This is a genomic window from Roseococcus suduntuyensis (genome assembly GCF_014196305.1).
In the GTDB taxonomy this organism is placed as follows: domain Bacteria; phylum Pseudomonadota; class Alphaproteobacteria; order Acetobacterales; family Acetobacteraceae; genus Roseococcus; species Roseococcus suduntuyensis.
In genome coordinates this window covers 177,111-197,608 of record NZ_JACIDJ010000005.1, presented here as the reverse complement: position 1 = coordinate 197,608, position 20,498 = coordinate 177,111, and the positions used below count along the sequence as shown (strand labels likewise).

The window sequence follows — 20,498 nt, the reverse complement described above, 5'->3', positions numbered from 1 at the left end:
TGGTCTCCTCTTAAGCCTTGTTGGAGGAAGCCGCGCGCGAACGCTCGGCCATGATGGTCTTCACGCGCGCGATGTCGCGGCGGACGGCCTTGATGCGGCCCAGCGCCTCGAGCTGGCCGGTGGCCCGCTGGAAGCGCAGGTTGAACTGCTCCTTGCGGAGGTCCAGCAGCATCCCGTTCAGCTCGTCGCCGGACTTCGCGCGGATATCCACGATCTTCGTCATCGCCCTCAGGCCTCCGCCGCCGCGCCGAGGCGCGTGACCATCTTGGTCCGGATGGGCAGCTTCGCCGCGCCGAGGTCGAGCGCTTCACGCGCCACCTCGACGGGCACGCCGTCGATCTCGAACATGATGCGGCCGGGCTTCACCCGGGCCACCCAGTATTCGGGCGCGCCCTTGCCCGAGCCCATGCGGACTTCCGCGGGCTTGGTCGAGACGGGCACGTCCGGGAAGATGCGGATCCACACCCGCCCCTGGCGCTTCATGGCGCGCGTGATCGCGCGGCGGGCCGCCTCGATCTGGCGGGCCGTCACACGCTCGGGCTCCAGTGCCTTCAGGCCATAGCCGCCGAAGGTCAGGGTGAAGCCACCCTTGGCATCACCCTTGATCCGGCCCTTGTGGGCCTTCCGGAATTTGGTTCGCTTAGGCTGCAGCATTGCTCACAATCCTTACCGCTGCGGCGCTTGTTCTTGCGCCCGGCGGTCCTGCGCCATCGGGTCATGGGCCATGATCTCGCCCTTGAAGATCCAGACCTTCACACCGCAGGTGCCATAGGTCGTCTTCGCGGTCGCGATCCCGTAGTCGATGTCCGCGCGCAGCGTGTGCAGGGGCACGCGGCCCTCGCGGTACCACTCCATGCGCGCGATCTCGGCGCCGCCCAGACGGCCGGAGCAGTTGATCCGGATGCCCAGCGCGCCCAGGCGCATGGCGGACTGCACGGCGCGCTTCATGGCGCGGCGGAAGGCCACGCGACGCTCGAGCTGCTGCGCGATGCTCTCGGCCACCAGGGTGGCGTCCAGCTCCGGCTTGCGGATCTCGAGGATGTTCAGCGACACCTCGGCGCCGGCGCGCACGCTCAGTTCCTTGCGGAGCTGGTCGATGTCCGCGCCCTTCTTGCCGATGACGACGCCAGGCCGCGCGGCATGGATGGTCACGCGCGGCTTCTTCGCCGGACGCTCCACCACCACCTTCGACACGCCGGCGGACTTCAGGCGGTCCTTCAGCGTCTCGCGCAGCTTGAGGTCATCATGCAGCAGGCGCGCATAGTCGCGGCCGGCGAACCAGCGGCTGTCCCAGGTGCGGTTGATACCGAGCCGGAGGCCGATCGGATTGACTTTATGACCCATTTACGCGGCCTCCGCTTCGCTCTTCGCCTTCGCCACCTGCTGCTCCGCCACCACGATCTTGAGGTGGCTGAACCACTTCTCGATGCGGGAGGACTTGCCGCGGCCACGGGCGTGGAAGCGCTTCATGACGATGGCACGGCCCACTTCGGCGTGGCTGACGACCAGGCGGTCCACGTCGAGCTGGTGATTGTTCTCGGCATTGGCGATGGCGCTCTCGAGCGTCTTCTTCACCGTCTGCGCGATGCGGCGCTTGCTGAAGGTCAGCGTCGCGACGGCGTCCTGCGCCTTCGCGCCACGGATCATCGCGGCCACTTCGTTCAGCTTGCGCGGGCTCACACGGATATTCCGCGTGATGGCCTGCGCCTCGGAATCCGTGAGACCACGGGGGTGTTGGGGCTTGCTCATCGGCTCAGTTCCGCTTCGCCTTCTTGTCGGCCGAGTGGCCGCCGAAGGTCCGCGTCGGCGAGAATTCGCCGAGCTTGTGCCCCACCATGTTCTCCGTCACCTGCACCGGCAGGAACTTCCGGCCATTGTAGACCCCAAAGGTGAGGCCCACGAATTGCGGCAGGATCGTGCTGCGGCGCGACCAGGTCTTGATGACCTCGTTGCGCGTCGAAGCACGGGCCGCATCGGCCTTCGCCAGGAGGTACCCGTCCACGAACGGGCCTTTCCAAACGCTGCGCGGCATCGGTTCAGCCCTTCGTCGCGTTGCGGCGGCGCACGATATTGCGATCCGTCCGCTTGTTGTTGCGGGTCTTGGCACCCTTGGTGGGCTTGCCCCAGGGCGTCACGGGATGACGACCGCCCGAGGTGCGGCCCTCGCCACCACCATGCGGGTGGTCGACCGGGTTCATGGTCACACCGCGGTTGTGCGGCTTGCGGCCCAGCCAGCGCGAACGGCCGGCCTTGCCCAGGTGCTGGTTGCTGTTGTCCGGGTTGGACACGGCGCCGATGCTCGCGATGCACTCGCTGCGCACGGTCCGCACTTCGCCCGACATCAGCTTGATCTGCGCCAGACCCGCATCCTTGCCCACGAGCTGGGCGAAGGTGCCGGCGGAACGCGCGATCTTGGCACCGGCGCCCGGCTTGATCTCGATGTTGTGGATCACGGTGCCCACGGGGATCGAGGCCAGCGGCATGGCGTTGCCCGGCTTGATGTCCGCGCGCTCAGCCGCGATCACGGCATCACCGACCTTCAGGCGCTGCGGCGCGATGATGTAGGCAAGCTCACCATCTTCGTACTTCAGCAGCGCGATGAAGGCCGTGCGGTTCGGGTCATACTCGATCCGCTCCACCACCGCGGGCACACCGAACTTGGCGCGGCGCTTGAAGTCCACCACGCGGTAGGACTGCTTGTGCCCGCCGCCCCGGAACCGGACGGTGATGTGGCCGTGGTTGTTGCGGCCGCCGGAATGCGACTTGCCCTCGGTCAAGCCCTTCACGGGCTTGCCCTTCCACAGGCTGGAGCGGTCGATCAGAACCGTGCCGCGAAGGCTCGGCGTGACCGGATTGAAGTTCTTCAGCGCCATGGCGTTACGAAAGCCCCGTCGTGAGGTCGATGCTCTGGCCTTCGGCCAGGCGCACCACTGCCTTCTTCCAATCCGAGCGCTGGCCGGGACGACCCTTGAAGCGCTTGGACTTGCCCTTCATCACCAGGGTGTTCACCGCAACCACGCTGACACCAAACAGGCCTTCAACCGCCTGTTTGATCTCGGGCTTGGAAGCATCGAGCGCCACGCGAAAGACGTACTGCCCCTGCTCGCTCAGCCCCGTCGCCTTCTCGGTGACGAGGGGGGAGAGAATGGCCTGGTACATCCGCTCGCCCGAAATCTTGGGCGCAGCCTTGGGCTTGCTGATGGACGCGCTCATGCCAGCCGCTCCTTCAGGGCTTCGACGCCGGCGCGGGTGACCACGAGCACGTCATGCTTCAGGATGTCGTACACGTTCGCGCCCGCCGTCGGCAGCGCGTCCATGCCGGGGATGTTGCGCAGCGTGCGGGCGAAGATCTCGTCCACCTGCGCATCCACCACCAGGGCCGAGCTCCAGCCCAGCGCCTTCACGCGCTTGGCCATCACGCTCGTCTTGGCATCGGCCTCGCCCGCCGCGGCGTCGAGCACCACGAGCTTGCCGTCCTTGGCCTTCTGGCTCAGTGCCGAGATCAGGCCCAGGCGCCGCACCTTCTTGTTCAGCGAATAGCCATGGTCACGGACCACCGGCCCGTGGACCACGCCACCCGTGCGGAACTGCGGCGCACGCAGCGAGCCCTGGCGGGCGCTGCCCGTGCCCTTCTGGCGATAGGGCTTCTTCGTGGTCCCGGAGACCTCGCCCATGCCCTTCGCCTTGTGCGTGCCGGCCCGGCGCTTCGCGAGCTGCCAGTGCACGACGCGCGCCATGATGTCCGCGCGGGGCGCGGCGCCGAACAGCTCTTCCGGCAGCTCCGTGGAGCCGGCCGGTGCGTTGTCCAGCGTGATGACGTTGACCTGCATTGTCCTCGATCCTCAGACCGTCGCCGCGGGGAAAGGCGCGTCGGCGGGGCGCGCGCGCTTCACTGCGTCGCGCACCATGACGTAGCTTCCGGCGGAACCAGGCACCGCGCCCTTCACCAGCAGCAGGCCCCGTTCCAGGTCATGCCCGGCGATCTCGAGGTTCTGGGTGGTGATGCGCTCGACACCGAGATGGCCGGCCATCTTCTTGTTCTTGAAGGTCTTGCCCGGATCCTGGCGATTGCCGGTGGAGCCGTGCGAGCGGTGGCTGATGGACACGCCGTGCGAGGCTTCGAGGCCCGAGAAGTTCCAGCGCTTCATCGCACCCGCGAAGCCCTTGCCCTTCGAGGTGCCCGTCACGTCCACCTTCTGGCCCGGCACGAAATGTGCGGCGGACAGAACGGTGCCGGCCGGCAGCATCGCATCGGCGTGCACGCGGAACTCGACGACCTTCATCGGCGCCTCGACACCCGCCTTGGCGAAATGGCCGCGGTTGGGCTTCGACACGTTCTTGGGCTTCGCGGTGCCAAGGCCGACCTGCACGGCGGTGTAGCCGTCGGTTTCCTCGGTCCGCTGCGCCACGACGCGCACGGCATCCACATGCAGCACCGTCACCGGCGTGCTCGATCCGTCTTCGTTGAACAGACGGGTCATGCCGAGCTTGCGCGCGAGCAGACCAGTCCGGGTCTGGGTGGCCATGACCGGATCCTCAGATCTTGATCTCGACGTCCACGCCGGAGGCGAGGTCGAGCTTCATCAGCGCGTCCACGGTCTGCGGGGTGGGGTCGACAATGTCGAGAAGGCGACGATGCGTGCGAATTTCGAACTGCTCGCGGCTCTTCTTGTCCACATGGGGCGAGCGGTTCACCGTGAAGCGCTCGATCTGCGTCGGCAGCGGGATCGGGCCCCGCACGCGCGCGCCCGTCCGCTTCGCGGTGTTCACGATCTCCCGCGTGCTGCCATCCAGCACGCGGTGATCGAACGCCTTGAGGCGGATGCGGATGTTCTGGCTGTCCATGGAAGTGACGCCTGCCTTACTTCGAAATGCTGGCGACGACGCCCGCACCCACGGTGCGGCCACCCTCGCGGATCGCGAAACGAAGGCCCTCATCCATCGCGATCGGCGCGATCAGCTCCACGTCCATCGAGACGTTGTCGCCCGGCATCACCATCTCCACACCCTCGGGAAGCTGAACCACGCCCGTCACGTCCGTCGTGCGGAAGTAGAACTGCGGGCGGTAGTTCGTGAAGAACGGCGTGTGCCGGCCGCCCTCCTCCTTCGTCAGGATGTACGCCTCGGCCTTGAACTTCGCGTGCGGCTTGATCGAACCCGGAGCCGCCAGAACCTGGCCACGCTCCACATCCTCACGCTTCGTGCCACGCAGCAGCGCGCCGATGTTGTCGCCCGCCTGGCCCTGGTCCAGCAGCTTGCGGAACATCTCAACGCCCGTGACGACCGTCTTCACCGTGTCCTTCAGGCCCACGATCTCGACTTCCTCACCGACCTTGATCACGCCACGCTCCACGCGGCCCGTCACCACCGTGCCGCGACCCGAAATCGAGAACACGTCCTCGACCGGCATCAGGAACGGACGGTCGATCGCGCGCTCGGGCTGCGGAATGTAGCTGTCCACCGCCGCCATCAGCGCCAGAACCGCCTGCTCGCCGATCTCAGGCTGCTTGTCTTCCAGCGCGCACAGAGCCGAGCCCTTGATGATGGGGATGTCGTCGCCAGGGAACTGGTAGGAGGACAGCAGCTCGCGCACCTCCATCTCCACCAGCTCGACCAGGTCGGGGTCCGCCATGTCCATCTTGTTCAGGAACACCACCAGCGCGGGAACGCCAACCTGCCGCGCCAGCAGGATGTGCTCGCGCGTCTGCGGCATCGGGCCATCCGCCGCCGACACCACCAGGATCGCGCCGTCCATCTGCGCGGCACCCGTGATCATGTTCTTCACGTAGTCCGCGTGGCCAGGGCAATCCACATGCGCGTAATGACGGTTCGCCGTCTCGTACTCCACATGCGCCGTCGAGATCGTGATCCCGCGCGCACGCTCCTCAGGCGCCTTGTCGATCTGGTCGTACGCCGTGAACGTCGCACCACCCGTCTTCGCCAGCGTCTTCGTGATAGCCGCCGTCAATGACGTCTTGCCATGATCCACATGGCCGATCGTCCCAATGTTGCAGTGCGGCTTGTTCCGCTCAAACTTCGCCTTGGCCATCGTCGTGCATCCAATCCGAAAGGGGTCTCAAAGGCGCCGAGGGCGCCGAATGGGGGGCGCCAATTACCAGCGGTAGTGGCTGAAGGCCTTGTTGGCTTCGGCCATGCGGTGCGTGTCTTCGCGCTTCTTCACGGCGGTGCCGCGGTTGTTCACCGCGTCCATCAACTCGCCGGAGAGGCGCTCTTCCATGGTGCTCTCGCCGCGCTTGCGGGCGGCGTCGATCAGCCAACGGATGGCCAGCGCCTGGCGCCGCTCGGGGCGGACCTCGACGGGCACCTGGTAGGTGGCACCACCGACGCGGCGCGAACGCACCTCGACGGCCGGCTTCACATTGTCCAGCGCCTCATGGAACAGCCGCAGCGGGTCGCTGTTGGGGCCACCCTTGCGCTTCAGCGTGTCCATGGCGGCATAGACGATGCCTTCAGCAATGCTCTTCTTGCCGTCATACATCAGCACGTTCATGAAACGGCTGAGGACGACATCACCGAACTTCGGATCCGGCAGAACTTCGCGCTTCTCGGCGCTGTGACGACGCGACATCTCTCAGACCCTCACTTCGGCCGCTTGGCGCCGTAGAGCGAGCGCCGCTTGCGCCGCTTCGGCAGGCCCTGCGTATCCAGAACACCGCGCAGGATGTGGTAGCGCACACCGGGAAGGTCCTTCACGCGCCCGCCACGGATGAGCACCACCGAGTGCTCCTGCAGGTTGTGGCCTTCACCGGGGATGTAGCTCACCACCTCGAAACCATTGGTCAGGCGCACCTTCGCGACCTTACGAAGCGCCGAGTTCGGCTTCTTCGGCGTGGTCGTGTAGACGCGCGTGCAGACGCCGCGCTTCTGCGGGCAACCCTGCAGGGCCGGAACCTTGTTCTGGCTCCTCCGCGGCTCGCGCCCCTGCGCGATGAGCTGGTTGATCGTCGGCATGACGCCCCTTCGTAACCTTAATCGTTTCCCAGGTCGCGCACCAAACGACACGCGGCCCGGCGGGCGCGCTTGCGCTCCGACCGGGCCACCGCGTCAACTCCGGGCCTGAGCCCTCCGAAAAGGGCGGCGTCCGAAGCAAGGCGTTTGAACCAACACACCCAAAAGAGGCCGAAACCACCCTCGGGCAAGGCGGGTGTGATACGCACCCACCCCGGCGGAGTCAAGTGAACCCAGCCGGTAAAAGCCGGGGCAAAGGTCGTTAACCCCCGCCCCTGGCACAGGGCCCTATTCCGCCGCCGCGGGGCGGCCGTCGGGCTCCGGCAGGGCGGGCGCAGCCGCCGGCAGGCGACCACTGTCACGCTGCGCCGCGATGGCACGCAGGCGGTTCATCACCGAACCCGTGCCCGCGGGGATCAGACGCCCCACGATCACGTTCTCCTTGAGGCCACCCAGGTTGTCCACCTTGCCGGCCGTGGCCGCCTCGGTGAGCACGCGGGTCGTCTCCTGGAAGGAGGCGGCCGAGATGAAGCTCTGCGTCTGCAGGCTGGCCTTGGTGATGCCCTGCAGCACCGGCTCGGCCCGCGCGGGACGTTCGCCGAGTCGCAGGCGCTTTTCGTTCTCCGCGTCGAACTCGAAGCGGTCCACCTGCTCGCCGATCAGGAAGGTGGTCTCGCCGGGTTCGAGGATCTCGACCTTCTGCAGCATCTGGCGAACGATCACCTCGATGTGCTTGTCGTTGATCTTCACGCCCTGCAGGCGATACACGTCCTGAATCTCGTTCACGAGGTAGTTGGCCAACGCCTCCACGCCCAACACGCGCAGGATGTCGTGCGGCACGCGGGGGCCGTCCACCAACGGGTCGCCGGCCTTCACATAGTCGCCTTCCTGCACCGAGACGTGCTTGCCCTTCGGCACCAGGTACTCGCGCTCGATCGGCGGCTCGTCGCCCAGCGGCTCGCTCTTCACGATGACGCGGCGCTTGGCCTTGTAGTCCTTGCCGAACTCCACCCGCCCGTCGATGTCGCTGATGATGGCGGCATCCTTGGGCCGGCGGGCCTCGAACAGCTCGGCCACGCGGGGCAGACCACCCGTGATGTCGCGCGTCTTGGACGATTCGCGCGGCATGCGGGCCACCACGTCACCGGCTTCCACCATGGCGCCATTGTCCACGCTGAGCACCGTGTCGGGGCTGAGGAAGTAGCGCGCCTCGGCCCCGTTGGGCAGCTTCAGCACCTCGCCCCGCTCATCCTTCATGACGATTCGCGGCCGCAGGTCCACGCCCTTCGCCGCGGACTTGTAGTCCACCACCACCTTGGAGCTGAGGCCCGTCACCTCGTCCTGCCGCTCGACCAGGGTGATGCCCTCGATCAGGTCGGCGTATTCGACGCGGCCCGCCCGCTCCGTGAGGATGGGAAGGGTGAACGGGTCCCACTCGGCCAGCTTCTGGCCGCGCGTCACCACATCGCCTTCCTGGATGAGCACCTTGGCGCCGTAGGGGATGCGGAAGCGGGCGCGTTCACGCCCATTCGCATCCATCAGCAGCACTTCACAATTGCGGCTCATCACGATGGGCGCGCCGGAGCTGTTGGTGACGAGGCTGAGGTTCAGCAGCTTCGCCGTCGCTTCCGTCGTGGCCTCCACCGCCGACTGCTCGGCGCCTCGCTGCGCGGCGCCACCGATGTGAAAGGTGCGCATGGTCAGCTGCGTGCCCGGCTCACCGATGGACTGCGCGGCGATGACGCCCACCGCCTCGCCCATGTTCACCGGCGTACCGCGCGCCAGGTCGCGGCCATAGCAATGGCCGCAGACACCCTGCTTCGATTCGCAGGTCAGCACCGAGCGGATCATCACCGCCTCGACGCCCGCGGCTTCCACGGCCTCGGCGGCCGCTTCCTCGATGAGCGTGTTGCGGGGGACGATGATCTCGCCCGTCGCAGGGTCGATGATGTCCTCCTGCGAGGTCCGGCCCAGGATACGCTCGCTGATGGAGGAGACGATATCGCCGCCATCCATCACCGCACGCACGTTCAGCCCGCGCTCGGTCCCGCAATCATCTTCCATGATGATGCAGTCCTGCGCGACGTCCACGAGGCGGCGCGTCAGGTAGCCCGAGTTCGCCGTCTTCAGCGCCGTGTCGGCCAGGCCCTTGCGGGCGCCGTGGGTGGAGTTGAAGTACTCCAGCACGGTCAGGCCTTCCTTGAAGTTCGAGATGATCGGCTGCTCGATGATCTCACCCGAAGGCTTGGCCATCAGGCCACGCATGCCGGCCAGCTGGCGCATCTGCGCCGGCGAACCACGCGCACCGGAATGCGACATCATCCAGACGGAGTTGGTCGGACGGCCGACCTCCTGCTTCTGGATTTCCTTCATCATGGCACCCGCCACCGCGTCCGTGCAGCGCGACCAGGCGTCCACGACCTTATTGTAGCGCTCGCCCGAGGTGATGAGGCCGTCGAGGTACTGCTGCTCGAACTCCTTCACCTCGGCCTTGGTGGTGGCGATGAGCCCTTCCTTCTCGGCCGGGATCATCATGTCATTCTTGCCGAAGGAGATGCCGGCCTTCGCCGCGTGACGGAAGCCGAGGCCCATCAGGCGGTCGGCGAAGATCACGCTCTCCTTCTGGCCGCAGTGACGATACACCGCGTCAATCACGTCGGAGATGGTCTTCTTCGTCAGCAGCCGGTTCAGCAGGCTGAACGGCAGCGCCGGGTGCTTGGGCAGCAGCGCCGCCATCAGCATGCGGCCCGCGGTCGTCACCACCCGCTCCATCACCAGCTGGCCATCCGGGTTCATCGTCTCGCGACGGGTGCGGATCTTCTGGTGCAGCGTGATGGCGCCGACGGCGAGCGCGTGCTCGATCTCGGCCAGCTCACCCAGGAGAGGCGCGCCCTTTTCGTCGGTCGCGACGAATTCCGGCGTCTCCAGGCTGAGGTAGTAGATGCCAAGCACGATGTCCTGCGACGGCACGATGATGGGCTTGCCGTTCGCGGGGCTGAGGATGTTGTTGGTGGACATCATCAGCACGCGGGCTTCGAGCTGCGCCTCCAGCGACAGCGGCACGTGCACCGCCATCTGGTCGCCGTCGAAGTCGGCGTTGAAGGCGGTGCAGACCAGCGGGTGCAGCTGGATGGCCTTGCCCTCGACCAGCACCGGCTCAAAGGCCTGGATGCCCAGGCGGTGCAGGGTGGGGGCGCGGTTCAGCAGCACCGGGTGCTCGCGGATGACCTCTTCCAGGATGTCCCACACCTCGGGACGCTCCTTTTCCACCATCCGCTTCGCCTGCTTGATGGTGGAGGCGTGGCCGTACTTCTCGAGCTTCGAGTAGATGAAGGGCTTGAACAGCTCCAGCGCCATCTTCTTGGGCAGGCCGCACTGGTGCAGCTTCAGCTCCGGGCCCACCACGATGACCGAACGGCCTGAGTAGTCCACGCGCTTGCCCAGCAGGTTCTGCCGGAACCGGCCCTGCTTGCCCTTCAGCATGTCGGACAGCGACTTCAGCGGGCGCTTGTTGGTGCCCGTGATGGCGCGGCCGCGGCGGCCGTTGTCGAACAGCGCGTCCACCGCCTCCTGCAGCATGCGCTTCTCGTTGCGCACGATGATGTCGGGCGCGCGCAGCTCGATCAGCCGCTTCAGGCGGTTGTTGCGGTTGATGACGCGGCGATACAGGTCGTTCAGGTCGGACGTCGCGAAGCGGCCGCCATCCAGCGGCACCAGCGGGCGCAGCTCGGGCGGAATGACCGGCACCACGTCCAGGATCATCCACTCGGGGCGAGCACCCGACTCGGAGAAGGCCTCGATCAGCTTCAGGCGCTTCACCAGCTTCTTGCGCTTGGCCTCGCTGGTGGTCTCCTTCAGCTCCGCGCGCAGGCGCGTGCCCTCCTTGCCCATGTCGAGCCCGGCCAGGATTTCCTTCACCGCCTCGGCGCCGATGCCGACGCGGAAGGCGTCCTCACCGAACTCTTCCTGCTTGGTGTAGAGCTGATCCTCGTTCACGAGCGAATGCAGCTTGAGGTCCGTCAGGCCCGGCTCCAGCACCACATAGCTCTCGAAGTAGAGAACCTTCTCCAGCTCCTTCAGCGACATGTCCACCATGAGGCCGACGCGGCTGGGCAGCGACTTCAGGAACCAGATGTGGGCCACGGGCGCCGACAGTTCGATATGGCCCATGCGCTCGCGCCGGACCTTGGCGAGCGTCACTTCCACGCCGCACTTCTCGCAGACGATGCCGCGGAACTTCATCCGCTTGTACTTGCCGCACAGGCACTCATAGTCCTTGATCGGGCCGAAGATGCGGGCGCAGAACAGCCCGTCCCGCTCCGGCTTGAAGGTGCGGTAGTTGATGGTCTCGGGCTTCTTGATCTCGCCATAGGACCAGGAGCGGATCTGCTCCGGCGAGGCCATGGAGATCTTGATCTGGTCGAAGGTCATCGCCTGGCCGGTCTGGCCCAGGATCTTCATCAGCTCGTTCATGCCGCCTCGCTCTCTGCCCGGCGCGCGCGCGGGGCCTTGAAGGGGGTGTGGCGGGGCGCCTCAGGGCGCCCCGCGAAGGAAGAAATCAGGCGCCGCGGTTCTCGAGGTCCACGTTCAGGCCGAGCGACTTCAGCTCCTTCACCAGAACGTTGAAGCTCTCGGGAATGCCGGCCTCGAAGCTGTCCTGGTCGCGGACGATCGCCTCGTAGACCTTGGTGCGCCCGGACACGTCGTCCGACTTCACCGTCAGCATCTCCTGCAGCGTGTAGGCGGCGCCATAGGCTTCCAGCGCCCAGACCTCCATCTCGCCGAAGCGCTGTCCGCCGAACTGCGCCTTGCCGCCCAGCGGCTGCTGGGTGACGAGGCTGTAGGGGCCGATGGAGCGCGCGTGGATCTTGTCGTCCACCAGGTGGTGCAGCTTCAGCATGTAGATGTAGCCGACCGTCACCTTGCGCTCGAAACGCTCGCCCGAGCGGCCGTCATGCAGCCAGACCTGTCCGGAGGTGTCGAGGCCCGCGCGTTCCAGCATGCCCTCGATGTCGCCCATGCGCGCGCCGTCGAAGACGGGCGTCGCGATGGGGATGCCCTTCTTGAGGTTGTCGCACAGCTCGATCAGCTGGTCCTCGTCCATGGGGGCGATGTCACGCTCGAACACCTCCTCGCCATAGATCTCGCGCAGCTTCGCGTGCAGCTCGTCCCGCACGGCGGATGAGCGGCGGAAATCCTCCACCAGCTCACCCACCTGGCGGCCGAGATTGGCGCAGGCCCAGCCCAGATGCGTCTCCAGGATCTGCCCGACGTTCATGCGCGAGGGCACGCCCAGCGGGTTCAGCACCAGGTCCACGCTCGTCCCGTCTTCCAGGAAGGGCATGTCCTCGATGGGCACCACGCGGGAGACAACACCCTTGTTGCCGTGGCGGCCGGCCATCTTGTCGCCGGGCTGCAGCTTGCGCTTCACCGCCACGAAGACCTTGACCATCTTCATCACGCCGGGCGGCAGCTCGTCGCCGCGCTGCAGCTTCTCCACCTTGCTGTCGAAGCGCTTCTGCAGCCGCTCCACCGCCGCGTCGAACTCGCGCTTCAGCGCCTCGATCTCGGCCATGGCGGCGTCATCGGCCACCGCGATCTGGCGCCAGGTCGCCTTGGCGAACTGCTCCAGCACCTCGTCGGTGATGACGGTGCCGGCCTTGACGCCCTTGAAGCCGCCGCTGGCCTTGCGGTTCAGCAGGCGCTCGCGCAGACGGCCGTAGAAGCTGCGCTCCTGGATGGCCTTCTCGTCGTCGCGGTCCTTGGCCAGGCGCTCGATCTCGGCGCGTTCGATCGCCATCGCGCGCTCGTCCTTGTCCACGCCGCGGCGGCTGAACACGCGCACATCCACGATGGTGCCGGACACGCCGGGCGGCAGGCGCAGCGAGGTGTCGCGCACGTCCGACGCCTTCTCGCCGAAGATGGCGCGGAGCAGCTTCTCCTCCGGCGTCATCGGGCTTTCGCCCTTCGGCGTCACCTTGCCGACGAGAATATCGCCCGGGTGCACCTCGGCGCCGACATAGACGATGCCCGCCTCGTCGAGGTTCCGCAGCGCTTCTTCACCGACATTCGGGATGTCGCGGCTGATCTCCTCCTGGCCCAGCTTCGTGTCGCGCGCCATCACCTCGAATTCCTCGATGTGGATGGAGGTGAACACGTCATCGCGCGCGATGCGCTCGCTGATGAGGATGGAGTCCTCGAAGTTGTAGCCGTTCCAGGGCATGAAAGCGCAGAGCACGTTGCGGCCCAGCGCCAGCTCGCCCAGCTCCGTGCTGGGGCCGTCGGCGATGATCTCGCCAGGGCTCACCCGGTCGCCCACCTTCACCAGCGGGCGCTGGTTGATGCAGGTGCTCTGGTTGGAACGCTGGAACTTGCGCAGGCGATAGATGTCCACACCCGTCGTCTGGCCGTCGCCGCCGGTCGCGCGCACCACGATGCGCGCGCCGTCGATCTGGTCCACCACGCCTTCGCGGCGGGCGGAGATGGCCGCGCCCGAATCCCGCGCCACGGCGGCTTCCATGCCCGTACCCACCAGCGGCGCATCGGACTTGATCAGCGGCACCGCCTGGCGCTGCATGTTCGAGCCCATGAGCGCGCGGTTGGCGTCATCGTTCTCGAGGAACGGGATCAGCGCTGCGGCCACGCTCACAAGCTGCTTCGGCGAGACGTCGATCGCCGTCACCTCTTCCGGCTTCACCAGGCGGAAGTCGCCGCCCTGGCGCACGCTGACGAGTTCGCTGAGGAACTGGCCCGTGCCGGCATCCACCTCGGCATCGGCCTGGGCGACGACCAGCTTCTCCTCCTCCATGGCGGAGAGGTAGCGCGGCTCGCCCACGATCATGCCGTCCTTCACGAGGCGATAGGGCGTCTCGATGAAGCCATACTTGTTCACCCGCGCGAAGGTGGCGAGCGAATTGATGAGGCCGATGTTCGGCCCTTCCGGCGTCTCGATGGGGCAGATGCGGCCGTAATGCGTCGGGTGCACGTCGCGCACCTCGAAGCCGGCCCGTTCGCGGGTCAGACCGCCCGGGCCAAGCGCCGAGAGGCGGCGCTTGTGCGTCACCTCGGAGAGCGGATTGGTCTGGTCCATGAACTGGCTGAGCTGCGAGGAGCCGAAGAACTCCCGCACCGCCGCCGCCGCCGGCTTCGCGTTGATCAGGTCATGCGGCATCACGGTGTCGATATCCACCGACCCCATGCGCTCCTTGATCGCGCGGTCCATGCGCAGCAGGCCCACGCGGTACTGGTTCTCCATCAGCTCGCCCACCGAGCGCACGCGCCGGTTGCCGAGGTTGTCGATGTCGTCGATGGAGCCGCGGCCGTCCTTCAGGTCCATCAGCACGCGCATGGTGCTGACGATGTCCTGCTTGCGCAGCGTGCGCAGGTAGTCCGGCGCCTCCTCCAGCGAGAAGCCCAGGCGCATGTTCATCTTCACGCGACCCACCGCCGAGAGGTCATAGCGGTCGGCGTCGAAGAACAGGCCCTTGAACAGCGTCTCCGCGGTTTCCGGCGTCGGCGGCTCACCCGGGCGCATGACCCGGTAGATGTCCATCAGCGCTTCTTCGCGGTTGCTGTTCTTGTCCACCGTCAGGGTGTTGCGGATCCAGGGGCCGACCGACTGGTCGATGGCCAGCGTGGGGAGGCGGTCCAGCCCGGCATCCTCGATGGCGGCGAGCTTGGCTTCCGTCAGCTCCTCGCCGGCCTCGGCCCAGATCTCGCCGGTCTCGTAGTTCACGAGGTCCTCGGCCATGAATCGGCCCAGCAGGTCGGCGCGCCCGACCAGAACCTCGGTCGTGCCGGCTTCCGCGATCTTGCGGGCGGCGCGGGGCGTCATCTTGGTGTCCTTCTCGGCCACCACGGCGCCGGTGCGCGCGTCCACCAGCGGCTCCAGCAGCTTGATGCCCTTGAAACTGTCGGGGTCGAAGGCGCGCGACCAGCCCTTGGGCGAGCGCGTGAAGATCACCTGGCCATAGAAGGCGGAGAGGATTTCCTCGGCATCCATGCCGCGGATTTCGACCTGGTCCATCTCAAGGCCCTGGGCCGCGCGGTCCACGCGCTTGGCCTCGGTGGCGGCGCTGTCCAGCGCCATCAGCAGGGTGGAGGCCGGCAGCTTGCGCTTGCGGTCGATGCGGACATAGCAGATGTCCTTGGCATCGAACTCGAAGTCGAGCCAGGAACCGCGATAGGGAATGACCCGCGCGGCGAACAGGTACTTGCCGCTGCTGTGCGTCTTGCCGCGGTCATGGTCGAAGAACACGCCGGGCGAGCGGTGCATCTGGCTGACGATGACGCGCTCGGTGCCGTTGATGATGAAGGTGCCATTGTCCGTCATGAGCGGCATATCGCCCATGTAGACATCCTGCTCCTTGATGTCGCGGACGGAGCGCGCGCCGGTGTCCTCGTCCAGGTCCCAGACGATCAGGCGCAGCTTCACCTTCAGCGGCGCGGCGAAGGTCAGGCCGCGCTGGATGCATTCCTCGACGTCGTACTTGGGCTCCTCCAGCTCGTACTGGACGAATTCCAGACGGCCGCGGCCCGCGAAGTCGTTGATGGGGAAGACGGACTTGAACACCTCCTGCAGCCCGGTATTGGTCCGGCTGTCGGGGTGCGTCTCCATCTGCAGGAAATTGGCGTAGGAGGCGCGCTGCACGTCAATCAGGTTCGGCATCGGCGCAATCTCGGGCAACCGCCCGAAGCTCTTGCGGATCCGCTTGCGTGCCGTGAACGACTTGCTGATTGCGTTCATGCCTGTTCCGCTTTCCTATCAAGGCTTGATGCGCGGACCCATCGCCCGCCATCGGTAGTTTGGCTCCAGCGGGCACCCTGCCCCCCGAAACAGCCAGAGGGGCGGCAACCAGACCCTGATTGCCACCCGCCCCAACCTGGTAGAAACCGCTGCGCCGAAGGTGGCGCGGCGGGAATTACTTGACTTCGACCTTGGCGCCGTTTTCTTCCAGTACCTTCTTGATCTTGTCCGCCTCGTCCTTCGACACGTTTTCCTTCACGGTCTTCGGCGCGCCCTCGACCAGGTCCTTGGCTTCCTTCAGGCCCAGGCCGGTGATCGTGCGGATTTCCTTGATCACGTTGATCTTCTTGTCGCCACCGGCGGCGAGGATCACGGTGAACTCGGTCTGCGCCTCAGCGGCGGGGGCGGCGGCGGCGGCCGGCGCGGCGGCAACCGCCACCGGCGCGGCGGCGGAAACGCCCCACTTCTCTTCCAGCATCTTGGAGAGCTCGGCGGCCTCCAGGACGGTCAGGGCGGACAGCTCGTCAACGAGCTTAGCGAGATCGGCCATATGCGTATTCCTTCGATTTAATAGCTTGACTGTGGCTTGACAACCCCACCGCGCCACGCGGCAGGGCCAGAGTGTTCGGTGGCAGCCTCGGCCCCCTGTGCGGGGAGAGGACGCGCGACCCGGTGCCGGGGCAAAGCCCGGCCAGGATCACGCGGCGTCCTTCTCCGCATAGGCCTTCAGCACCCGCGCCATCTGCCCGCCAGGTGCCTGCAGCACCCCGGCGATCCGCGTGGCCGGGGTCTGGATCAGACCCACAAGCCCCGCGCGCAGCGTCTCCAGAGACGGCAGCTCGGCCAGTGCCTTGACCCCTTCGGGGGCCAGGTTCTGGGTGCCGAGCGCACCGCCCAGGATCACGAACTTGTCGTTCGTCTTGGCGAACTCCACGGCGGTCTTCGCCACGGCCACAGGGTCCGTCGACCACGCAAGCGCGGTCGGACCCTTCAGCAGCGGCGCGATGCCCTGGAAGCGGGTGCCGTCGAGGGCGCGAGTGGCCAGCCGGTTCTTCGCGACCTTGTACGTCGCGCCCGCGGCCCGCATCTTCCGGCGCAGATCATCCACCGCCGCGACCGTCAGCCCCTTGTTCTGGGCGACGAGCACGAAGGATGTCTCACCGAAGACGCCGACCAGGGACTCGACGAACGCGCGCTTTTCCGTGCGGTCCAATTCACGTCTCCGTCGGTGGCCGGAACCTTGTGGAAGGGCGCCGGCCGGTTCACACGGGGGTGGCGGGACCATTCCCTCCACCCCGTTCGCCTGTCGTTGCCGGAAAGCCAAGCCATCATTGCCCAGGCCCATGGCCCAGGAATGGCATCTCGGTTCCCCGTCTCATGCGGGCGGGGCGGACCCCTTCAAGCTGCCCGTCGCCGGGCGGCACCTGCAATCTCCGACAGGATCGGCGGGGGAGAACCCCCGCCTGCGCGGCCAGGCCCCGAAGGCCCCGGCCGAATTCCGTTCAGCCCGCGCCGATGGTGGAAACATCCACCTTCACGCCCGGCCCCATGGTGGAGGACACGGCCACCTTCTTCACATAGCTGCCCTTGGCGCCCGTGGGGCGCGACTTCTGGATGGCGTCCACGAAGGCGCGGGCGTTGTCCAGCAGCTTGTCGGCGTCGAAGCTCGCCTTGCCGATGCCGGCATGGACGATGCCCGCCTTCTCGGCGCGGAACTCCACCTGGCCGGCCTTGGCGGCGGTCACGGCACCCTTCACGTCCATGGTGACGGTGCCGAGCTTCGGGTTCGGCATCAGGCCGCGCGGGCCCAGCACCTTACCGAGGCGACCGACCAGCGCCATCATGTCCGGCGTCGCGATGCAGCGGTCGAAGTCGATCTTGCCTTCCTGCACGGCGGCGGCCAGGTCATCGGCGCCCACCACGTCGGCGCCGGCGGCCAGCGCCTCCTCAGCCTTCGGGCCACGGGCGAAGACGCCCACGCGGACCGACTTGCCGGTGCCGTTGGGCAGGCCCACCACGCCGCGGACCATCTGGTCGGCATGGCGCGGGTCAATGCCGAGGTTCATCGAGATCTCGATGCTCTCGTCGAACTTGGCCTTCGCATTGGCCTTGGCCAGGGCGATGGCTTCCTCCAGTGGGTAAAGCTTGGCGCCGTCCACCTGGGCGGAGAGGGTCTTCATGCGCTTGGTCATCTTTGCCACGGCTCAGCCCTCCACCACGGTCATGCCCATGGAACGGGCGGAACCGGCCAGCATCCGCACCGCGCTCTCGACGTCGGTGCAGTTCATGTCCTTCATCTTGACCTGGGCGATCTCACGCAGCTGCGCCTTGGTGACGCGGCCCACCATGGCGCCCTTGCCGGGGGTGTTGCTGCCCTTCTCGATCTTCGCCGCCTTCATCAGGAAGTAGGTGTTGGGCGGGGTCTTCGTGATGAAGGAGAAGGTGCGGTCCGTGTACGCGGTGATGACGACGGGCGTCGGGGTGCCCGGCTCCATCTGCTGCGTCGCCGCGTTGAATTCCTTCACGAACTGCATGATGTTCAGCCCGCGCTGACCCAGCGCCGGGCCCACCGGCGGCGAAGGGTTCGCCTTGCCGGCCGGGATCTGCAGCTTGATGTAGCCTGCGATCTTCTTTGCCATGAACCTGTTCAGTCCTCTCGCGTTGTGAGAGACCCGCGGTGCCAGCGGCCCCCCGCCAAGTGGGGCGAGGGCGACCTCCCGCGTTTCTCCACCCCGGCGGCATGGCCACCGGGGTTGAAGCGGGGCGCGTAGCGCGGAACGCGAGGTCTGTCCATCCCTGGCGGCGGCCCGGAATGCGTGCCCCTCGTGGCGCGCATGGGTCGCATCCACCCCCCCTGCCCTGGACGCGGCGCGCGCCCCGGCCCCATCCTGCGGCGGTGAGTAGCATCGCCCCCCCATCCCGCATCCTCGTCGGCATCCTCTTCATGGTCACCGCGGGACTGCTGTTCCCCGTCATGGGAGGCTTCGCGAAGCTTCTGGGGCAGGACTACTCCTCGCTGCAGATCTCCTGGGCGCGGGCCTTCGGGCACATCCTGTTCCTGTCCGCGCTCTTCATGCCGCGGATGGGGCTGGCGCTGTTCCGCACCAAGCGGCCGGGGCTGCAGCTGGCGCGGTCCTCCATGCTGTTCACCTCCAACCTCTGCTTCTTCTACGCCATCGCCTTCATCCCGCTGGCCAAGGCGGCCGCCATCTCGCTCGCCGCGCCGCTGATCGTGGCCCTGCTGGCCTGGCCCATGCTGAAGGAGCGGACCACCTGGGGCCGCGTCATCGCGCTGCTGATCGGCTTCGTGGGCGTGCTGGTGGTGATCCGGCCCGGAACGGCGCTGTTCCACTGGGCTTCGCTGTTCATCCTGACCAGCGCCACCGCCTATGGCGTCTACCAGATCCTGACACGCCAGATCGCAAGCTCCGACTCGCCGGAGACCTCCGCCCTCTATTCCGCCTTCGTGGGCGGCTTCGGCATGCTGGTGGTACTGCCCTTCGTCTGGCTGACGCCCGCGAGCCTGCTCGATGTTGGACTGTTCATCGGGGTGGGGGTGCTGGGGGCGCTCGGCCACTACTGCGTGGCGCGGGCCTTCGGCTATGCGCCGGCCAACATCATCTCGCCCTTCCAGTATTTCCAACTGCTGGGCTCGGTGGCGGTGGGCTGGCTGCTGTTCACCGAATTCCCCGACAGCATGACCTGGCTGGGGGCCGCCATCATCTGCGGGGCGGGGCTGTATATCGGCTGGAGCCAGACGCGGCGGCGGCCGGCATAACCACAGCCGGGTAAGCCGGCCGCAGCGCGGCCGGCAATTCGGCTAAAGCTTCTCGACCTGCCCGTATTCCAGCTCCACCGGGGTGGAGCGGCCGAAGATGGAGACGCTGACCTTCACGCGGCCCTTCTCCTCGTCCACCTCTTCCACCGTGCCATTGAAGCTGGTGAAGGGGCCGTCGGAGACGCGCACCTGCTCGCCCACCTCGAAGAGCACCGCGGGGCGGCGGGGCTTCTCGGCCCCCTCCTGCACGGCGTTGACGATGCGCATCGCCTCGGCCTCGGTGATGGGCTGGGGCTTGTTGCGCGCGCCGAGAAAGCCCGTGACCTTGGGCGTGTCTCGCACCAGGTGCCAGGTGTCGTCGGTCATTTCCATCTTCACCAGGACATAGCCCGGGAAGAACTTGCGCTCGGCGTCCACCTTCTGGCCGCGGCGCACCTCGGTCACCTGCTCGGTCGGCACCAGGATGTCGTCGATCCGGTCCGCGAGGCCGGATTTGGCCGCCTGCGCGCGAATCTGCTCGGCGATCTTCTTTTCGAAGCCCGAATAGACATGCACCACATACCAACGCTTGTCGGCCATTGGCCTGAACCCCGCTTGCGCTGTCACAGACCGAACACCCAGCCCATCAGGAGCTGGATGATCTGGTCCACGATCAGGAAAAACACCGCCGCGAGCGCCGACAGGGCCAGCACCAGGCCAGTGGTGATGAGCGTCTCCTTGCGTGTCGGCCAGGTGACCTTGGAGGTCTCCTGCCGCACTTCCCGGACGAACTGGACGGGGTCGGGTTTGGCCAAGGTGCTGTGTCCTGAAACGTCGCCGCAATATACGGCCTCTGAAAGCATGACGGCGGCCGTTGTGCAACGTGCCGCCGCCAAGCAGGTCAAATCTGGCAGGGGTGGAGGGTCTCGAACCCCCAACCTCCGGTTTTGGAGACCGGCGCTCTAGCCAATTGAGCTACACCCCTCCGCGGCAACCGCGCCGGGGGTTATCCCCCCTGCGCGGCCG

At 66.8% G+C, this 20,498-nt stretch carries 22 protein-coding genes and 1 tRNA gene; 1 reads left to right on the top strand and 22 read right to left on the bottom strand.

All coding sequences use genetic code 11. The annotated features are described in order from the left end of the window. Positions 1–10: 10 nt before the first annotated feature. The 19 genes from rpmC to rplK form a co-directional block, all read right to left on the bottom strand. Positions 11–223 carry a 50S ribosomal protein L29 gene (rpmC, locus tag GGQ83_RS14725; protein ID WP_184385315.1) on the bottom strand — a complete coding sequence of 71 codons (213 nt, stop codon included), beginning with the start codon at positions 221–223 and terminating at the stop codon, positions 11–13. A 5-nt stretch (positions 224–228) separates the two neighbouring features. Beyond that, positions 229–654 (bottom strand): 50S ribosomal protein L16, encoded by a 426-nt coding sequence (gene rplP, locus GGQ83_RS14720; RefSeq protein WP_184385313.1) that lies wholly within the window; start codon positions 652–654, stop codon positions 229–231. Between the two features lie 12 nt (positions 655–666). After that, positions 667–1,344 carry a 30S ribosomal protein S3 gene (gene rpsC, locus GGQ83_RS14715; RefSeq protein ID WP_184385311.1) on the bottom strand — a complete coding sequence of 226 codons (678 nt, stop codon included), beginning with the start codon at positions 1,342–1,344 and terminating at the stop codon, positions 667–669. Then, positions 1,345–1,749 carry a 50S ribosomal protein L22 gene (gene rplV / locus GGQ83_RS14710; protein ID WP_184385309.1) on the bottom strand — a complete coding sequence of 135 codons (405 nt, stop codon included), beginning with the start codon at positions 1,747–1,749 and terminating at the stop codon, positions 1,345–1,347. It abuts the gene before it with no gap. A gap of 4 nt (positions 1,750–1,753) precedes the next feature. After that, positions 1,754–2,032, bottom strand: a complete 279-nt coding sequence (gene rpsS / locus GGQ83_RS14705; protein ID WP_184385307.1) for a 30S ribosomal protein S19 — start codon at positions 2,030–2,032, stop codon at positions 1,754–1,756. A gap of 4 nt (positions 2,033–2,036) precedes the next feature. Further along, the gene (rplB, locus tag GGQ83_RS14700) at positions 2,037–2,873 is read right to left on the bottom strand and encodes a 50S ribosomal protein L2 (protein ID WP_184385305.1); all 837 of its coding nucleotides are present in this window, start codon (positions 2,871–2,873) and stop codon (positions 2,037–2,039) included. Between the two features lie 4 nt (positions 2,874–2,877). Beyond that, a complete protein-coding gene (locus tag GGQ83_RS14695) occupies positions 2,878–3,174 on the bottom strand; it encodes a 50S ribosomal protein L23 (RefSeq protein WP_184385559.1) in 297 nt (98 codons plus the stop codon). Between the two features lie 35 nt (positions 3,175–3,209). After that, positions 3,210–3,830, bottom strand: coding sequence for a 50S ribosomal protein L4 (gene rplD, locus GGQ83_RS14690; protein WP_184385303.1), 621 nt, complete (start codon positions 3,828–3,830; stop codon positions 3,210–3,212). Between the two features lie 12 nt (positions 3,831–3,842). Beyond that, entirely contained in the window at positions 3,843–4,526 is a 684-nt protein-coding gene (rplC, locus tag GGQ83_RS14685; RefSeq protein ID WP_184385301.1) for a 50S ribosomal protein L3, read from the bottom strand. A gap of 10 nt (positions 4,527–4,536) precedes the next feature. Continuing rightward, the gene (gene rpsJ, locus GGQ83_RS14680; protein ID WP_027285682.1) at positions 4,537–4,845 is read right to left on the bottom strand and encodes a 30S ribosomal protein S10; all 309 of its coding nucleotides are present in this window, start codon (positions 4,843–4,845) and stop codon (positions 4,537–4,539) included. A 16-nt stretch (positions 4,846–4,861) separates the two neighbouring features. Further along, positions 4,862–6,049 carry an elongation factor Tu gene (gene tuf, locus GGQ83_RS14675; protein ID WP_184385279.1) on the bottom strand — a complete coding sequence of 396 codons (1,188 nt, stop codon included), beginning with the start codon at positions 6,047–6,049 and terminating at the stop codon, positions 4,862–4,864. A 63-nt stretch (positions 6,050–6,112) separates the two neighbouring features. Next, the gene (rpsG, locus tag GGQ83_RS14670) at positions 6,113–6,589 is read right to left on the bottom strand and encodes a 30S ribosomal protein S7 (protein WP_184385299.1); all 477 of its coding nucleotides are present in this window, start codon (positions 6,587–6,589) and stop codon (positions 6,113–6,115) included. Between the two features lie 11 nt (positions 6,590–6,600). After that, positions 6,601–6,972: a 30S ribosomal protein S12 gene (gene rpsL / locus GGQ83_RS14665; RefSeq protein ID WP_184385297.1), complete on the bottom strand. Its 372-nt coding sequence runs from the start codon at positions 6,970–6,972 to the stop codon at positions 6,601–6,603. Positions 6,973–7,257: 285 nt separating this feature from the next. Beyond that, positions 7,258–11,442, bottom strand: a complete 4,185-nt coding sequence (gene rpoC, locus GGQ83_RS14660) for a DNA-directed RNA polymerase subunit beta' (protein ID WP_184385295.1) — start codon at positions 11,440–11,442, stop codon at positions 7,258–7,260. Positions 11,443–11,527: 85 nt separating this feature from the next. Continuing rightward, positions 11,528–15,715 (bottom strand): DNA-directed RNA polymerase subunit beta, encoded by a 4,188-nt coding sequence (gene rpoB, locus GGQ83_RS14655; protein WP_184385293.1) that lies wholly within the window; start codon positions 15,713–15,715, stop codon positions 11,528–11,530. A gap of 175 nt (positions 15,716–15,890) precedes the next feature. After that, a complete protein-coding gene (gene rplL, locus GGQ83_RS14650) occupies positions 15,891–16,265 on the bottom strand; it encodes a 50S ribosomal protein L7/L12 (protein ID WP_184385291.1) in 375 nt (124 codons plus the stop codon). A 147-nt stretch (positions 16,266–16,412) separates the two neighbouring features. Beyond that, positions 16,413–16,928, bottom strand: a complete 516-nt coding sequence (gene rplJ / locus GGQ83_RS14645) for a 50S ribosomal protein L10 (protein WP_184385289.1) — start codon at positions 16,926–16,928, stop codon at positions 16,413–16,415. A gap of 289 nt (positions 16,929–17,217) precedes the next feature. Further along, positions 17,218–17,907, bottom strand: a complete 690-nt coding sequence (gene rplA / locus GGQ83_RS14640) for a 50S ribosomal protein L1 (protein WP_184385557.1) — start codon at positions 17,905–17,907, stop codon at positions 17,218–17,220. Positions 17,908–17,919: 12 nt separating this feature from the next. Continuing rightward, positions 17,920–18,354 (bottom strand): 50S ribosomal protein L11, encoded by a 435-nt coding sequence (gene rplK, locus GGQ83_RS14635; RefSeq protein WP_184385287.1) that lies wholly within the window; start codon positions 18,352–18,354, stop codon positions 17,920–17,922. A 257-nt stretch (positions 18,355–18,611) separates the two neighbouring features. Between rplK and GGQ83_RS14630 the strand changes: the two genes are divergently transcribed. After that, on the top strand, positions 18,612–19,493 hold the full coding sequence (locus tag GGQ83_RS14630; protein WP_184385285.1) for a DMT family transporter: 882 nt from the start codon (positions 18,612–18,614) through the stop codon (positions 19,491–19,493). A 42-nt stretch (positions 19,494–19,535) separates the two neighbouring features. Here the strand turns inward: GGQ83_RS14630 and nusG are convergent, their stop codons facing one another. The 3 genes from nusG to GGQ83_RS14615 form a co-directional block, all read right to left on the bottom strand. Further along, the gene (gene nusG, locus GGQ83_RS14625; protein ID WP_184385283.1) at positions 19,536–20,072 is read right to left on the bottom strand and encodes a transcription termination/antitermination protein NusG; all 537 of its coding nucleotides are present in this window, start codon (positions 20,070–20,072) and stop codon (positions 19,536–19,538) included. Between the two features lie 23 nt (positions 20,073–20,095). Next, on the bottom strand, positions 20,096–20,287 hold the full coding sequence (gene secE, locus GGQ83_RS14620; RefSeq protein WP_184385281.1) for a preprotein translocase subunit SecE: 192 nt from the start codon (positions 20,285–20,287) through the stop codon (positions 20,096–20,098). A gap of 93 nt (positions 20,288–20,380) precedes the next feature. Continuing rightward, positions 20,381–20,457 (bottom strand) — tRNA-Trp (locus GGQ83_RS14615). Positions 20,458–20,498: the final 41 nt, after the last annotated feature.

Excerpts from the sequence above, each read along its gene's own strand:
- rpmC (WP_184385315.1), bottom strand. The coding sequence starts at position 223 with ATGACGAAGATCGTGGATATCCGCGCGAAGTCCGGCGACGAGCTGAAC.
- rplP (WP_184385313.1), bottom strand. The coding sequence starts at position 654 with ATGCTGCAGCCTAAGCGAACCAAATTCCGGAAGGCCCACAAGGGCCGG.
- rpsC (WP_184385311.1), bottom strand. The coding sequence starts at position 1,344 with ATGGGTCATAAAGTCAATCCGATCGGCCTCCGGCTCGGTATCAACCGC.
- rplV (WP_184385309.1), bottom strand. The coding sequence starts at position 1,749 with ATGAGCAAGCCCCAACACCCCCGTGGTCTCACGGATTCCGAGGCGCAG.
- rpsS (WP_184385307.1), bottom strand. The coding sequence starts at position 2,032 with ATGCCGCGCAGCGTTTGGAAAGGCCCGTTCGTGGACGGGTACCTCCTG.
- rplB (WP_184385305.1), bottom strand. The coding sequence starts at position 2,873 with ATGGCGCTGAAGAACTTCAATCCGGTCACGCCGAGCCTTCGCGGCACG.
- rplD (WP_184385303.1), bottom strand. The coding sequence starts at position 3,830 with ATGCAGGTCAACGTCATCACGCTGGACAACGCACCGGCCGGCTCCACG.
- rplC (WP_184385301.1), bottom strand. The coding sequence starts at position 4,526 with ATGGCCACCCAGACCCGGACTGGTCTGCTCGCGCGCAAGCTCGGCATG.
- rpsJ (WP_027285682.1), bottom strand. The coding sequence starts at position 4,845 with ATGGACAGCCAGAACATCCGCATCCGCCTCAAGGCGTTCGATCACCGC.
- tuf (WP_184385279.1), bottom strand. The coding sequence starts at position 6,049 with ATGGCCAAGGCGAAGTTTGAGCGGAACAAGCCGCACTGCAACATTGGG.
- rpsG (WP_184385299.1), bottom strand. The coding sequence starts at position 6,589 with ATGTCGCGTCGTCACAGCGCCGAGAAGCGCGAAGTTCTGCCGGATCCG.
- rpsL (WP_184385297.1), bottom strand. The coding sequence starts at position 6,972 with ATGCCGACGATCAACCAGCTCATCGCGCAGGGGCGCGAGCCGCGGAGG.
- rpoC (WP_184385295.1), bottom strand. The coding sequence starts at position 11,442 with ATGAACGAGCTGATGAAGATCCTGGGCCAGACCGGCCAGGCGATGACC.
- rpoB (WP_184385293.1), bottom strand. The coding sequence starts at position 15,715 with ATGAACGCAATCAGCAAGTCGTTCACGGCACGCAAGCGGATCCGCAAG.
- rplL (WP_184385291.1), bottom strand. The coding sequence starts at position 16,265 with ATGGCCGATCTCGCTAAGCTCGTTGACGAGCTGTCCGCCCTGACCGTC.
- rplA (WP_184385557.1), bottom strand. The coding sequence starts at position 17,907 with ATGACCAAGCGCATGAAGACCCTCTCCGCCCAGGTGGACGGCGCCAAG.
- rplK (WP_184385287.1), bottom strand. The coding sequence starts at position 18,354 with ATGGCAAAGAAGATCGCAGGCTACATCAAGCTGCAGATCCCGGCCGGC.
- nusG (WP_184385283.1), bottom strand. The coding sequence starts at position 20,072 with ATGGCCGACAAGCGTTGGTATGTGGTGCATGTCTATTCGGGCTTCGAA.